Here is a 14,133-nt window from a genome sequence, read left to right as displayed (position 1 = left end):
TCAATGGCCTGCCTGATCGGTGAGGTTCAAGCCCTCGCGGTTCTTGAGGCGACGGTGCTCGAGCACGACCAGCAGGATGCCCAGGCCGATGCACACCACGGTCACGATGGCGCCGATGATGACCCAGCCCTCGAAGCCGTAACCGGCCGCGGTGAGTGTGAGACCCAGGCCGACCAGGCCGATCGCCACAAGGATGATGCCAGGCCAGTTGCGCGCGTCCTCGATGGATTCCCCGACGTGCGTGCGCGAGGTTCGGGTGTAATCCGGGAAGTTGTCATCGGGGCGGCCATGGTGCTCGGCACCGCTGTGTCCCGTGGTCGTTTCGTCCGGTCCGGGAAGCATGGGGATCCTTTCTGGGTCCTGCCACCGATAAGGGGGCATTCGACCGCATACCCGGCCAGCCGAGGATCAATCGGTGGCGCGAAGCACCTGCTCGGTGGCGGAGACGATGGCGATGTCCGGAATGGCGTCGAGGCCGTACCGTCCGCATGGTGCACGCTGATCGCCGAGCACGATGGTCGGCACGCCGTACGGTGCCCAATGCCGGGCCGGGACGACCGGCGCGAACAGCGAGACGACGGGCGTAGCCACCGCCGCGGCCAGCGGAGCAGCACCGGTATTCGGGGCGACCACCGCGTCGGCGTCACGCAGCACGGCGGCGAGGCCGGCCAGATCGGTGGCGCCGCCGAGGTCGCGGGCGTGACCGTCCGCGACGGTGTCGGTGAGCGCCCGCTCGGCCGGGCTGCCGGTCACCACCACGCGGTGGCCCGCGTCCGCCAGCGCCGCGGCCACTTGCCTGCTGCGGGTCGCCGACATCCGGCGGGCGGGTTCGGTGGCGCCGGGATGCAGCACGACATAGCCCGGGCCGCCGGTCAATTCGGAAACCTCGGGGAGATCCTCGCGCACCCGCAGGTGGTGACCAGCGGGTGGATAGCCTGCCGCGACGGCCAGCGACAGTGCCCGAATCTGTTCCGGCATAGCGTCGTTCACGCGATGGCGGACATCGAGCAGGGATCCGGCCTCGTCGGTGGTGATCGCGCTGATCCGTGGCACCCCCGCCATCCGGAGGATCATGGCCAGCGGTAGCGGGGACTGGTGCAGCGAGGTGCTGATGATCGCCTCGTCCGGCGCCAGCATGCGCACGCATTCGATCATGGCGCGAACGCCCGCGTGGGTCAGCGGCGCCGGATCGGCCTCGACCCAGGGGGCCTCGAACTGGAGCACCCGGTCGACGCCGGGCAGTAGGGCGGCAGCCGAACTGCCGCGCGGGCCTGCGAGAAAGGTCACCGTCTCGGCTCTGCGTGCGACGGCGCGCACCGCGGGTCCGGCGAGCAGCACATCACCGGCGCTGTCCAGCCGCGCCACCAGCACATGGCCGGTCATCCGCGGTACCCGTGCCGGTCGATAACGTTCAGCGGTCCGGCCGCCCCGGTCGTTTCAGTGGTCGGAGCATCCATAGGGCACGGTTGCCCGTGTCGGGAAATCCGAAACGCACGTTCTCCATCGATGGCCGATCAGGCGGCGGCGGGCTGCAATTCGTAGACCCGGTACGCGGCCTGGATGACCGGCTGGGCGACATTGCGCACCGGGACACCACCCGGTGTCGTCCCGTGCTCGCTGCCCGCGTGCGCGTGGCCGTGCAGCGCCAGATCGGCGCCGAACTCGTCGATCGCCGCGCCGAGCAGGTAGGAGCCGAGGAACGGGTAGAGCTCGGTCGGCTCGCCGAGCAGCGTGCCGGTGATGGGGGAGTAGTGCGTTAGCGCGACGGTGACGTCGGTGGACAGCTCGGCCAGCGCGGAACCCAGCGATGCCGCCAGATCCGCTGTGTGCCCGGCGAATTCGCGCATCAGCCGCTCGCCGAATATGCCCGCGCAGCGGCCTGCGAAGCCGCCGCCGAAGCCCTTGGTGCCGGCGATGCCGAGGGTCCGGCCGTCGATGTCGAGGGTGACCGCGGTGCCCTCCAGGACGGTGATGCCGTGGTCGCACAACAGTTTCGCGATGTCGGCTTCGGCATCGCTGTGGTGATCGTGGTTGCCGAGCACCGCGACCACCGGCACGCCGAGGTCGGTGAATTCGGCCGCCACCACCCGCGCCTCGTCCATAGTGCCGTGGTTGGTCAGGTCGCCTGCGAGCAGCAGCGCGTCGGCCCGTTCGGGCAGTTCGCGCAGCTCGGGGCGGAGTGCTCCGGATGATTCGATGCCCAGATGGACATCGCCGATCGCCGCGATCCGCATGAGGCTCAACTCTCTCCGTCTTCGGTAGGACTGGACGCCTGCGTCCGGGCGCGCACTGCGGTGGTACCCGGCGCGCCCCCGGTTAATCGTCGCCGGACCGGGTATCCGCGCACGTGCGGAACGGCTGATTAGGCCGGGTGATGGAAGGGCGAGTGGGCGATGACCGCTGATGGATTCGCCGCGGCGATCGAGAGGTCGGGGGCCGCTCGTGCCGGACAGTGACGACACCTGGAACGAAGATGTGCGCGGCGAGACCGAAACCGAACGGCTGGACCGCAATTGGAGCACCCTCATCCAGGAACTGCGGGTCGTGCAGACCGGGGTGCAGTTCCTCATCTCGGCGCTGTTGATCGTGCCGTTCCAGGCCTCGTTCGCAACGCTGTCGCACCCGTTGCGGGTGCTCTACCTGGTCACCCTCTGCGCCGCCATCGGGGCCACCGTGTTCTTGGTCGCACCGGTGTCCTGGCATCGAATCCTGTTCCGGCGGCATCGGCTGGGCAACGTGGTTGCCGCGGCGCACCGGTGCGCGATGGCGGGCATCGCGCTGCTCGGCATCGCGTTGACCGGGGCGATGGTGCTGGTGGTGACCATGGTCGCCGGGACATTCGGTGGCGTGCTCGCCGGGGTGACGATCGCGGTGCTCTTCCTGGTGGCGTGGTTGCTCACGCCGCTGTTCTGGCGTGGATCGAGCGAGCCGGACGTCACGAATCAGTGACGTGTCTTCAGCGCGCCGAGACGACTTCCCCCGCGTGTGCGGGCGCGGCCCGGTGGTAGGCGGTCAGCGTTTCGAGGGCGACCTGATCCCAGGCGTAGCGGCTCGCGGCGCGCTGATATCCGGCCGCGCCCCAGGTGTCGCGGAGGGTCTTGTCGTCGAGCAGCTGGCGTACCGCCCGCGCCACGGTGAGCGGATCCGGCGGTGCGACGAGCCTGCCGGTTACTCCGTCGACGATGGTGTCGAGCATGCCGCCAACCGCGGTGGCCACCACCGGTTTCCGGCATGCCATCGCTTCCAGTGGCACCATTCCGAACGGCTCGTACCACGGGGTGCTCAGTACCACATCGGCCGATCGATACCAGCGCGGCAGCTCGCTGCGACGGACGTGCCCGAGCATCCGAAGCCGTTCCTGCACAACGTAATCCACCGCGATGCGGCGCAGCCGCCTGCCTTCGCTGTCGTCCTCGATGTCGTCGCCGACCGGTCCGCCCGCGATCACCAGTTCGGTGTCGGGCAGCTCCTGTAGCGCCTTGATCGCGACGTCGAATCCCTTGCGCGGCACCAATCTTCCGACGGCGAGGACGCGATGCATGCGGTGCCGTTGACCGCGGTCGGCGGCCGGTCCCTCCGGGGTGAAGGCGGACAGGTCGACGCCGCTGGGCACCACGGAGATGCGGAATCGGGGGACACCCATCCTGGTCAGCTCCATCACCTCGTCCGAGCAGGTCGCCACGATATGCGCTGCGCGCCCGGCGATCAGCCGCTCGAAGCGGATCCGCGAACGCGGGCTGGTGTCGGCCAGACCCTGATGGCGACGCCGCACGGTGCCGAGCGCGTGGAAGGTGACCACCACCGGAATCCCGTGTGCGCGTGCGGCCAATTCCGCGGCGAGTCCCGACATCCAGAAGTGCGCGTGCACGATGTCGGGGGTGTCGAGGCCCCACTGGCGCTGCAGGAAGGTACCGAAATCGCCTAGATGCGGCAGACTTTGGTTTCGCGGCAGCGGTTCGACCGGGCCGGCGGTCACGTGCACCAGGCGATACCCGGCGTCGGTGACCATCTCGGGCGGGAGTCTCGGATCATCGCGGCGGGTGTACACGGTGACGTCGTGGCCGCGCCGTACGTAGGCGGCAGCCAGCTCCGCGACGTGGACATGCTGGCCGGTCGCAGTGGTTCCGTCGAGCTCGGCAAGCGGGCTGGCGTGCTCGGAAACCATGGCAATCTTCACGATGTGCTCCGTTCTCACCACGGGTGACGGGCACACGGCGGCGCTGCACGGTGCCCGCGACCAGGCATCGCGTGACATGTGTTGAATTCGGATATGTCCCAGTTATGCCCGTGCACACGAGAACGAAACCCCTGATCCCGCTTAGTGATACGGGACGGGGTCAGATCATCGACACGACGATCCTGATGGCGACCGCGGTGAAAACGACCACGAGCAGCATCGTCGCGACCATCGCGGCGATGCCGGTGCCGGGGAAATGGTGGCTGGTCGACGGCTCCGGAGCGGACAGGCCGGACGTCTGCGCGGTCTCGGGCGGCGTCGATCCCGGCGGTACGCCATCGCCCGGTTCGAGGTCGGGAGTCGTGCGCGGATCGGGGTCCATCGATACATCCATGGATAAGGCGTACCCGATGGCGGAATCGGCAATCCGGGGGCGGGTTTGCGCACCCGTGATTTCGGGCAGTCGACCAACCAGAGGACTTCTGTGCGCGCCCCGAACAGCGCCGGAGACCTGCGGTGCCCGCTGAGTTTGTGACATCGGCGGCGGACCGTGCAAGACTGTAGAGAGGTTGAGACTACAGCCGAACCCGGTTCGACGCAGGGCGCACCACACCCGCCGAAATCCGGACGATGGGATTCATAGCGGCAACCTATTCGCAGCGACGCGACAGTTGTTCGCTCCCTTTATTTTCTCATCGGCCGAACCTGTCGCGTAGAACTGGAATTCCCCCCTTATACGGGAGGTTCAGTTATGTCCGCTAGTTCCGCTCTGCATGAGCACGCCGAGGGCGTGCATCGCAACGGCTCCGGGCCGATGCCCCACGATCGCCACTCCTGGGCTCAGCGCGTAGACCGCCGCCAGGAATGTGTGGTGGTCCGCGTCGAAGGCGAATTGGATGCGGCCGCGAGTCCGCAATTCTTCGCCGCGATCGAACGGGCGGTTCGCTCGGACTGTCACGCCGTGGTGATCGATCTGCGGGCGGCGAGGTTCCTCAGTCTCCGGGCCGCCAGCACGCTCGGCTCGGTCAAGCAACGCGCCGCGAGCGACGGCACCGATGTGCGCATCGTCGCCGGTCGGCAGGCGATCGAGCGGTCGCTCGAGGTCTCCGGCGTACGGCCGCTGTTCAACAACTATCCGTCGATGCGAGCGGCACTGGACGCGTAGGCAGCAACTGATTCACAAGCGGCGCCGATTCCGGCGTGGCGAGCGCCGATCTGGTCGCGTGGCGCTCGCCCACGACGGATACTTGCGCTGTGACTGAAATGGGGCCGGTCCAGCCAGAGGAGTCTCTCGCGCTGGACCGGGTGATCGGATTAGGGACACCACAGAGTGTCGGCAGTTTTCGTTTCTGGTTCGCCGATCAGCGTTGGGAATGGTCGGACGAGGTCGCGACGATGCACGGCTATTCACCGGACAGCGTCGCACCGACCACCGACCTGCTGCTGACCCACAAGCACCCCGACGATCGCGCCCAGGTGGCCAACGCACTGGCCAAATCCATCGACCACGGCGAGCCCTTCTCCAGCCGACACCGGATCATCGACACGGCGGGCGACATCCACCACGTCATCGTCGTCGCCGACCACCTGTTCGACCACGAGGGCCAGGTCGCCGGCACCGCCGGCTACTACATCGACGTGACCGACACCCTCGAACATCACCGGCAGGAAGCGCTGGACGACGCACTGCCCGAACTCTGGGCCTCCCGCGCGGTGATCGAGCAGGCCAAGGGCGCGGTGATGCTGGTCTACGGCGTCAGCTCGGAACAGGCGTTCCGGGTGCTCAGCTGGCGCTCCCAGGAGACCAACATCAAGCTGCGCACCCTGGCCTCGCGCCTGGTCGCCGACCTCGGCTCGCTGACCGGCTCGACCGTCGGGTTGCGCACGCAGTTCGACCACCTGCTGCTGACCGCGCACCAGCGGATCGACGCGAGCTGATCTCGCGCGCACGTTTCGGGTGTACCGCGGCGGGTACGACGGTAGGGATTGAGGAGCGCCGCGACCTCGGAGTTCTGGCCTGTCGCGGTGTTGGGCAGCGGGCGGCCCGCAAGAACTCGGATTCGACGATAACCGCCGTCTCCGCGTTTGACTGCGAGAGCAAGGTGGTGATGGGCATGGGGGAATGGACTTCCCGATCCTCAACGGAAACAACAACAATCGGCGTCCGAATCCCCGCGCAGCTGGAACAGTTGACGATGCTGCGCGCGCTGGCCGAGACTGTCGCGCTCATCGCCGATTTCGCCCTCGATGAGGTCACCGATATTCGCCTGGCATTGGACGAGGTCGCCACGTCGCTGATTCTGGACGCGGTGCCCGGCTCCGGCCTCGAATGCGAATTCACCTATGACACCAACCAGATGTTCGTCCATGTCGCCTCGGTGGCCACCTCGGAGTCGGTGGTGGGGCAGGCCGGGTTCGGCTGGCATATCGTGCGCACGCTGACCCACTCGATCGCCGCCGCGCAGGCGCCGTTCGACGGGGTCGTTTCCGGGTATCCGACTGTTGTCGACTTCAGTTGGATACGAGGGGCCTCGGATGGCGGGTGAATCGAGATCACGCGGCGACAGCTACGACAATATCGAGCCGCTCTTCGAGAAGATCGCCGCGCTGACCGACGACGATCCGCGGCGCGAGACCATGCGCGAGGAACTGATCGGGCGCTGTCTGCCGCTCGCCGAGCACATCGCGCGCAAATTCGCCGGGCGCGGTGAGAATTTCGACGATCTGCTGCAGGTCGCGCGGCTCGGCCTGGTGCAGGCCACGGACCGGTTCGACGTCACCCGCGGCTCGTCGTTTCTGGCGTTCGCGGTGCCGACCATCATGGGCGAGGTGCGCAGGCACTTCCGGGACAACACCTGGTCGGTGCGAGTACCGCGGCGCACCAAGGAGATTCAGATCAACATCGGCGCGACGGTGGAGGTGCTCTCGCAGCGGCTCGGCCGGATGCCGCGGGCCAGGGAGATCGCCGCGGAACTGGACGTCGACCTCGTCGAGGTCACCCACGCGTTGATCGCGGGCAACGCCTATCAGTCGTCGTCCATCGACGCGGTGGCCGGTGACGACATCGAGAACGCGCCGCTGCCGCTGCTGGAAAGCCTTGGGGCAGAGGAGCCCTCCTACCATCTGGTGGAGGACTACCTCGCCGTTCGTCCATTGATCGAAGAACTGCCCGAGCGTGAGCGTCAGGTGCTGATCATGCGGTTCTTCGAGGCCAAGACGCAGAGCCAGATCGCGGACGTGCTCGGGGTCTCCCAGATGCACGTCTCGCGGATTCTGTCGCGAACCCTGAATCAGCTGCGCGAGCAGGCATTACGGGACTGAGCGCCCGAATCACCCAGCATCACAGGGGATTGGGCGGGATCGGTTCGGTCGGCGGGAACGGCCCGCCGGGTTCCGGGACGGGTGGAATGGGCCGCGGTCCGCCGGGGTTCGGCGGGGGCGGCGCCGGATCGGGACCGGGAATCGGTGGTACCGGGTCCGGCGGCGCGGGTGCCGGATCGGGACCCGGCACCGGCGGAACCGGGTTCGGATTCGGATTCGGCATGGGTGGCACCGGGCTCGGATCGGGAGACACTGGACTGGTCATCTGTATTCCTCCTCGGGTGGGGTGTTACCCAGCGGGTCGGGTGTTACCCAGCCGAGCCCGGCTGAATCGGCCGCGGTCGCCGCCTGATCGCGGGTGACTCGCCTCACAGATCTACTGCCGGTCAGCGGTTTTCGGGCCGCTCCCGCCCGATTCCGCACTCGGGTGATCTACAGCCGGTTTGCACGAAGTTCACGTCGGGTACGTGAAAGGTAGCCGGACATACGATGCCGATGGCTCAGGAGCTCGTTGATGAACGATCACCGACTAGGCACCCGGAATCCGTACGCCGGATCGGGGAGCGCGAGGTCGCCGAAATACACGCAAGAAATCCAGTCGCAGGAGCGGACGGATCGCATGCGCGTGGGAAACGTGGAGCGCACGCGCGTCACCCGGAACCACGACACCATCCGGCAGTGGGCGGAGCGGCGTGGTGCCCGCCCCGCGACCATGCCGGGCAGTGAAGACGGCGGACAACTCCGGGTGCTGCGCTTCGACTTTCCGGGCTATGGAGGCGCGGTGCTGCGGCCGGTGGATTGGGACGAATGGTTCGCCACTTTCGACGCGTGGCACATGCATTTTCGCTACCAGGATCGGCGCGCGGACGGGACACCGAGCAATTTCAATCGCCTGGAACTCCCGACTCGCGAGGAACGCTGAGTCGCGATACACCCTCGCGGTAATGCGGATGAACAGCAAGCAGCTCCAATGTGTCAGGAGTCACGTAACGGTTGCGTAACGGTGCGGGTAGGTGGAGGGTGGATGTGACGAGCCAGACTCTTGATCGAGCGTCCAGTTGACGTTTACCAAACGGTAAGTCCGGGTATTTGCAAGATCGGCAACAAGGTGGCTCGAACAGCGGAATGTCGCGTCGGTATGGGGATGCGAAGTTCCGTATCGGCAGCGCGTACGTCCGCGTGTCTGCGAAGGATAGGTATTTGAGCGCGAACCTGATGATCGTTGAGGATGACGATAGGGTCCGTGGTGCGCTGCGGCTCGCCATGGAGGACGAAGGCTATGACGTCGAGGAGGCGGAAGAGGCCGAGGACGCGCTCACCCATCTGCGCAGCAACGGTGTTCCCGATGTGATGATCGTCGATCTGATGCTCGGTGGCATGGATGGCTTCGACTGCATCCGCGAGATCCGTCGCGAGCACGACGTGCCGATCATCGTGGTCAGCGCCCGTGACGATACCCACGACGTGGTTGCCGCGCTGGAAGCCGGTGCCGATGACTTCGTGACCAAGCCGTTCGAGATCAAGGAGATCACCGCCCGCATGCGCGCGGTGCGCCGCCGCGCCCGGCCGACGGTCGAGCGCGATGCGCCGCAGGAGATGGTGCTCGACGCCCACCCGGACGCCCCGCTGGTGCTCGCGCAGGACGGCGGCGTGGTCCGCCGCGGCGACGAGGAGATCCGGCTGACGCTCACCGAGTTCCGGCTGCTGTGTGAGCTGGCCGAGGCGCCGGGCCGGGTGCTCAGCCGCACCGTGCTGCTCGAACGAGTATGGGACCAAGGGTTTTTCGGTGACGAGCGGATCGTCGACGTGCACATGCGCCGGCTCCGCACCAAGATCGAACGGGACCCGTCCGATCCGCACATTGTGGTGACCGTGCGCGGGCTCGGCTATCGCCTCGATGTCCAGCGCTGAGCGCTGGTTCGATCCGAAACGCTGGAGTCTGCGCGGTCGGGTGACGGCCATGTTCGCGGCGATCGCCGCGCTCATGTCGCTGGTGCTCGTCGTGTCGGTGTTCACCATCAGCCGCAGCTATCTCGAACACGCGCAGGCCGGAGGTTCTGGCCTGCAGTCGAATCTGAACCTGCTGCGCAATGTGCTGATCGGCTGCGCCGTAGTGGTGACGCTGATCGGCGCCGCCGTGGGCTGGTGGGCGAGCAGACGCGTGCTGACGCCGCTACATCAGTTGGCCGGTGCCGCGGCCAAGATCGCCTCCGGTGATCTGGATCTGCGCCTGTCCGCCACCCGGGACCAGGATCTGGCCATCACGGTCGAGTCGTTCAACAGCATGGTCGATTCGCTGCAGCGCCGGATCGAGCGGGAACATCGGCTGTTCGGCGATGTCAGCCACGAACTGCGCACGCCGCTGACCACCTTGATGGCCAGCGTCGACGTGCTCAACCGGCATCGCGAGGATCTGCCGGAACGTTCCCAGCGCGCGCTCGGCCTGGTCACCGTCGAGGTGGATCATCTGCGGCGGTTGCTCGACGATCTGCTGGCCTTGGCGCGGGTCGAGGCGGGCATGCATCGCGGCGATATGGAACCGCTGTCGGTGCGCGATCTGCTGACGCACACGCTGGCCGAGCGGCGGTACGCGCCGGAGTTGTTGTCCATCGACGACGACGTCGTGGTGCGCGGCCGCAAGCTCGAGCTGGAACGCGCGGTGGGCAATCTGCTGCGCAACGCCGATCTGCACGGCGGTGGCGTCGTCGCGGTCAGCGCGGACCGTCAAGGCGGTGACGCGGTGATCGTGGTGGACGACGCGGGGCCCGGTGTGCCGCCCGCGGACCGGGTGCGCATCTTCGAACGTTTCGCTACCGCGCGCAGCGGTCGGCGTTCCGCAACGGGGACCGGCATCGGCCTCGCGCTCGTGTCCGAGACCGTTGCCAAGCACGGTGGCCAGGTCGAATGCGCCGATCGCCCGGGCGGCGGCGCCCGGTTCGTCGTCACTCTGCCGGGACTCGAAGCAATCGAGTCGTAACACAACCGTAATGAAGTCGACCAGGCCACCTCAAAGTTGATTCGTAAGCCTGGATAAGTACTAGTGACGAGGGAGTTGTATGCCACTGCCAACGTTGAACACCGCGGAGATCGAACGATCCCGCGTCGAACAGGCCGCAGCCGCACTTGGCTCCACCCAGACCCGCACGCAGGCTGGGCCCGCCGTGGTCCTGCGCGCGCCACGCGTCGGCGACGGTGCCCGGCTGTGGCAGATCGCGAAAGACTCGGCCGTGCTCGATACCAATTCGAGCTACGCCTACGTGCTGTGGTGTCGCGACTTCGCGGCCACCTCGGTCGTCGCCGAGGTGCAGGGCCGCGTCGTCGGCTACGTGATCGGCTTCGTCCGCCCGCAGGCACCGGACACCGTGTTCGTCTGGCAGGTGGCCGTCGATCGGGCCCAAAAGGGCAAGGGAATCGGCGCGCAGATGCTGCACGCACTGCTCAACAATGTTGCCGCCCAGGGCGTTTCCAAGCTGGAGACCACGATTTCGCCGGACAACGCCGCATCGATCGCCCTGTTCAGTTCGGTGGCCCGGCGCCGCGAGGCCCGAATCACCAAGCACCCCTTGTTCGACGCGGGCGTCTTCCCGGACAGCCACGCGCCCGAGGACCTATATCTCATCGCACCGACCGCTCGCACAACGCAGGAGGACCACCGATGATCACCGCAGATACGAGCATTTTCGAAAGTCTGGAATCGAATGTCCGCGGCTACTGCCGCAATTGGCCGACCGTGTTCACCAAGGCCAAGGGCAGCTGGCTACGTGACGAGGACGGCAAGGACTTCCTCGACTTCTTCGCAGGCGCAGGCGCGCTGAACTACGGCCACAACAACGATGTGCTGAAGCAGCCGCTGCTGGACTACATCGCGGGCGACGGCATCACGCACGGGCTGGACATGTCCACCTCGGCCAAGCGTGAACTGCTTGTCACCTTGCGCGACACCGTCTTTGCGCCGCGCAACCTGGACTACAAGGTCCAGTTTCCCGGCCCGACCGGAGCCAACGCGGTCGAGGCCGCGCTCAAGCTGGCCCGCAAGATCACCGGGCGCGAGACGATCGTCAGCTTCACCAACGCCTTCCACGGCATGACCCTCGGCGCGCTGTCGGTCACCGGTAACGCCGCGAAGCGGGCCGGTGCCGGTGTCCCGCTGGTGCACGCCGCGCACATGCCCTACGACGGCTACTTCGACGGCACCACCGCCGACTTCCAGTGGATGGAAAAGGTTTTGGACGACACCTCGTCCGGCTTCGACCGTCCCGCCGCGGTGATCGTCGAGACCGTGCAGGGTGAGGGTGGCGTCAATGTCGCTCGCGCCGAATGGCTTCGGCACCTGGCCGGGCTCTGCCAGGCCCGCGAGATCCTGCTGATCGTCGACGACGTGCAGATGGGCTGCGGTCGCACCGGGCCGTTCTTCTCGTTCGAGCTCGCCGGGATCACCCCGGACATCGTCACGCTGTCGAAGTCGATCGGCGGCTACGGCCTGCCGATGGCGCTGGTGCTGTTCAAGTCCGAGCTCGACCAGTGGTCGCCGGGCGAGCACAACGGCACCTTCCGCGGTAACAACCCGGCCTTCGTCACGGCGAACGTCGCACTGCGGCACTACTGGTCCGACGGCGCGCTGCAGGCCTCGACGCTGGCCAAGGGCGATCGGGTCGCGCGGACGCTCGGCGAGCTCGCCGACAACATCCCCGGCCTCTCGACCCGCGGTCGCGGCCTGGTGCAGGGCATCGTGTTCGACGATGCCTCGCAGGCGAGCAAGGTCTGCCAGGTCGCCTTCGAGCGCGGCCTGCTGGTGGAGACCTCCGGTTCCACCGACGAGGTGGTGAAGTTGTTGCCGCCGTTGACAATTACCGATCAGGAACTCGACCACGGCCTCGGCATTCTGACCGGCGCCATCGATACCGTCTGCAGTGGAATGGGGGCGATCGCATGATCGTGCGTAGCACCGAAGAGATCACCGGCACCGAACGCGATGTGGCGGGCGAGGGTTGGCGCAGCAAGCGCATCATCCTCGGCGGCGACGGCGTGGGCTTCTCCTTCCACGAGACGACCATCGACGCCGGGACCACGCATGAGTTCCACTATCGCTACCATGTAGAGGCGGTATGGCTGATCGAGGGAACGGGCAGCCTCACCGATCTCGACAACAACGTCACCTACGTGCTCGAGCCGGGTTCGATGTATTTGCTGGACGAACACGAACGGCATCGCCTGGAGGCCCGCACCAAGATGCGGATGATGTGCGTGTTCAATCCGCCGGTCACCGGGCAGGAGGTCCACGACAGTAGCGGCGCATACCCATTGGTCGCCGCTACGATCGGGGGATAGGTTAGTAATGGTTTTGCTGCACACTGAAACTCGACCCGAGACCGGCCCGGTCGATCGTTACCCGACCCGGCTCAGTACTCCCGGAACGCATCTGGATCGTAAGGATCCGACGGTGTGGGGCCGGGTCGAGACCCCGGCGCTGGCGGGCTTCGACACCGACGGTTTCGCCAGCGTCGACGACCTGCTCACGCCCACCGAGGTCGCCGACTTCAGCGCCGAAATCGGCCGTCTGGCAGGCGATCCCTCACTGCGCGACGACGAGCGGGTGATCGTGGAGAAGTCGTCGAAGCGGGTGCGGTCGGTCTTCGAGGTGCACCGCCTCAGCACGGCCATCGCCGAACTGACCCGGGAGACCAGGGTCGCCGGATTGGCCAGGCAGATCCTCGGCTCCGAGGTCTACCTGCATCAGAGCCGGGTGAACTACATGCCCGGGTTCCGCGGCACCGGCTTCTACTGGCACTCGGATTTCGAGACCTGGCACGCCGAGGACGGCATGCCCGCGCCGCGGGCGGTGAGCCTGTCCATCGCGCTGACCGACAACTATCCGATCAACGGCAGCCTGATGGTGATGCCCGGCTCGCACCGGACATTCGTGCCGTGCCTCGGCAGCACCCCCGCCGAGCACTATCGGGAGTCGTTGCAGGAGCAGGAAATCGGGGTGCCGACCCAGGACGACATCACCACACTGGCGAACACCTACGGCATCAGCCAGTTCACCGGCGGGGCCGGATCGGCGCTGCTGTTCGACTCGAACCTGATGCACGGCTCGTCGAACAACATCACCCCGTTCCCGCGCTCGAACATCTTCCTGGTGTTCAACAGCGTGGAAAACACGCTGGTAGATCCGTTCGCGGCGCCCGCGCCGCGGCCGGGCTACATCGGTAGCCGCGACTTCACGCCGCTGTCTGCCTGAGCTCGTAGCTCGAGGGCGCCTTCGGTCCATCTATCGGACCGAAGGGCGCCTTCGGCTGGGACCGACGAAAGTCCGAGGCCGGAGCCGCTCGCTCGTCGCGCGCCCCGCGCACATCGGCGGTACGATGCTGTCGGCCATCCGCTGTTGCCGCCCACACAGCCCGATCCAGCCCCCGTTTCGGCAATTCCGCCAAAAGTTCTTCCGGCATGTGCAATGTTCTGGACAACGTAACCGTGTTGGCGTTCGCCACAAGATCACCCGTCGGCCCGGTACCGCACGGTCGGCGCCGCGTACCGCACCGGCCGCCGACTAGCCTTGTGCGCCTGGTCATCTCGACTGGGTAGCCGATCGGCTGGCCCGGCGGCATTTTCGGGAGTATTGTGCAGAGTGCTGA

General features: G+C 66.8%; 18 protein-coding genes. 12 read left to right on the top strand and 6 right to left on the bottom strand.

Annotated elements, in window-relative coordinates; all coding sequences use genetic code 11:
• The 3 genes from ACQPW1_RS31135 to ACQPW1_RS31125 form a co-directional block, all read right to left on the bottom strand.
• The gene (locus ACQPW1_RS31135; RefSeq protein ID WP_433655329.1) at positions 1–342 is read right to left on the bottom strand and encodes a hypothetical protein; all 342 of its coding nucleotides are present in this window, start codon (positions 340–342) and stop codon (positions 1–3) included.
• 66 nt (positions 343–408) lie between these two features.
• On the bottom strand, positions 409–1,383 hold the full coding sequence (locus ACQPW1_RS31130) for a glycosyltransferase family 9 protein (protein WP_433655328.1): 975 nt from the start codon (positions 1,381–1,383) through the stop codon (positions 409–411).
• A 131-nt stretch (positions 1,384–1,514) separates the two neighbouring features.
• A complete protein-coding gene (locus ACQPW1_RS31125) occupies positions 1,515–2,234 on the bottom strand; it encodes a metallophosphoesterase family protein (RefSeq protein ID WP_433655327.1) in 720 nt (239 codons plus the stop codon).
• Between the two features lie 208 nt (positions 2,235–2,442).
• Here ACQPW1_RS31125 and ACQPW1_RS31120 point away from each other — a divergent pair, with 208 nt between their 5' ends.
• On the top strand, positions 2,443–2,949 hold the full coding sequence (locus tag ACQPW1_RS31120) for a DUF6328 family protein (RefSeq protein ID WP_433655326.1): 507 nt from the start codon (positions 2,443–2,445) through the stop codon (positions 2,947–2,949).
• 7 nt (positions 2,950–2,956) lie between these two features.
• Here ACQPW1_RS31120 and ACQPW1_RS31115 read toward each other — a convergent pair whose 3' ends face one another.
• Both ACQPW1_RS31115 and ACQPW1_RS31110 read right to left on the bottom strand, forming a co-directional pair.
• Positions 2,957–4,177, bottom strand: a complete 1,221-nt coding sequence (locus ACQPW1_RS31115; RefSeq protein WP_433655325.1) for a glycosyltransferase — start codon at positions 4,175–4,177, stop codon at positions 2,957–2,959.
• A gap of 160 nt (positions 4,178–4,337) precedes the next feature.
• Entirely contained in the window at positions 4,338–4,571 is a 234-nt protein-coding gene (locus ACQPW1_RS31110) for a DUF6480 family protein (protein WP_433655324.1), read from the bottom strand.
• Between the two features lie 357 nt (positions 4,572–4,928).
• Between ACQPW1_RS31110 and ACQPW1_RS31105 the strand changes: the two genes are divergently transcribed.
• The 4 genes from ACQPW1_RS31105 (at position 4,929) to ACQPW1_RS31090 (ending at position 7,498) form a co-directional block, all read left to right on the top strand.
• On the top strand, positions 4,929–5,342 hold the full coding sequence (locus ACQPW1_RS31105; RefSeq protein ID WP_433655323.1) for an STAS domain-containing protein: 414 nt from the start codon (positions 4,929–4,931) through the stop codon (positions 5,340–5,342).
• Between the two features lie 98 nt (positions 5,343–5,440).
• Positions 5,441–6,115 (top strand): PAS and ANTAR domain-containing protein, encoded by a 675-nt coding sequence (locus ACQPW1_RS31100; RefSeq protein ID WP_433665371.1) that lies wholly within the window; start codon positions 5,441–5,443, stop codon positions 6,113–6,115.
• Between the two features lie 176 nt (positions 6,116–6,291).
• Positions 6,292–6,723 (top strand): anti-sigma factor, encoded by a 432-nt coding sequence (locus tag ACQPW1_RS31095; protein WP_433655322.1) that lies wholly within the window; start codon positions 6,292–6,294, stop codon positions 6,721–6,723.
• The gene (locus ACQPW1_RS31090) at positions 6,713–7,498 is read left to right on the top strand and encodes an RNA polymerase sigma factor SigF (protein WP_433655321.1); all 786 of its coding nucleotides are present in this window, start codon (positions 6,713–6,715) and stop codon (positions 7,496–7,498) included. The genes ACQPW1_RS31095 and ACQPW1_RS31090 overlap by 11 nt, the downstream gene beginning before the upstream one ends.
• 19 nt (positions 7,499–7,517) lie before the next feature.
• On the opposite strand, the gene ACQPW1_RS31085 is transcribed toward ACQPW1_RS31090, so the two are convergent.
• A complete protein-coding gene (locus ACQPW1_RS31085; RefSeq protein WP_433655320.1) occupies positions 7,518–7,763 on the bottom strand; it encodes a hypothetical protein in 246 nt (81 codons plus the stop codon).
• Between the two features lie 354 nt (positions 7,764–8,117).
• On the opposite strand from ACQPW1_RS31085, the gene ACQPW1_RS31080 reads away from it, so the two are divergent.
• From ACQPW1_RS31080 to thpD, 7 genes are all read left to right on the top strand, one after another.
• The gene (locus ACQPW1_RS31080) at positions 8,118–8,420 is read left to right on the top strand and encodes a hypothetical protein (RefSeq protein WP_433655319.1); all 303 of its coding nucleotides are present in this window, start codon (positions 8,118–8,120) and stop codon (positions 8,418–8,420) included.
• Positions 8,421–8,698: 278 nt separating this feature from the next.
• Positions 8,699–9,409: a response regulator transcription factor gene (locus ACQPW1_RS31075; RefSeq protein ID WP_433655318.1), complete on the top strand. Its 711-nt coding sequence runs from the start codon at positions 8,699–8,701 to the stop codon at positions 9,407–9,409.
• Complete coding sequence (locus tag ACQPW1_RS31070) at positions 9,396–10,475, top strand: sensor histidine kinase (protein WP_433655317.1); 1,080 nt, start codon at positions 9,396–9,398, stop codon at positions 10,473–10,475. The genes ACQPW1_RS31075 and ACQPW1_RS31070 overlap by 14 nt, the downstream gene beginning before the upstream one ends.
• Before the next feature lie 79 nt (positions 10,476–10,554).
• A complete protein-coding gene (ectA, locus tag ACQPW1_RS31065) occupies positions 10,555–11,157 on the top strand; it encodes a diaminobutyrate acetyltransferase (protein WP_433655316.1) in 603 nt (200 codons plus the stop codon).
• A complete protein-coding gene (gene ectB, locus ACQPW1_RS31060) occupies positions 11,154–12,431 on the top strand; it encodes a diaminobutyrate--2-oxoglutarate transaminase (RefSeq protein ID WP_433655315.1) in 1,278 nt (425 codons plus the stop codon). The genes ectA and ectB overlap by 4 nt, the downstream gene beginning before the upstream one ends.
• Entirely contained in the window at positions 12,428–12,826 is a 399-nt protein-coding gene (locus tag ACQPW1_RS31055; RefSeq protein WP_150404705.1) for an ectoine synthase, read from the top strand. The genes ectB and ACQPW1_RS31055 overlap by 4 nt, the downstream gene beginning before the upstream one ends.
• Positions 12,827–12,833: 7 nt before the next feature.
• Positions 12,834–13,739, top strand: coding sequence for an ectoine hydroxylase (thpD, locus tag ACQPW1_RS31050; protein ID WP_433655314.1), 906 nt, complete (start codon positions 12,834–12,836; stop codon positions 13,737–13,739).
• Positions 13,740–14,133: the final 394 nt, after the last annotated feature.

Source organism: Nocardia sp. CA-128927, from assembly GCF_050955855.1.
Lineage (GTDB): Bacteria > Actinomycetota > Actinomycetes > Mycobacteriales > Mycobacteriaceae > Nocardia.
This window is presented reverse-complemented; position numbering and strand designations above follow the sequence as displayed.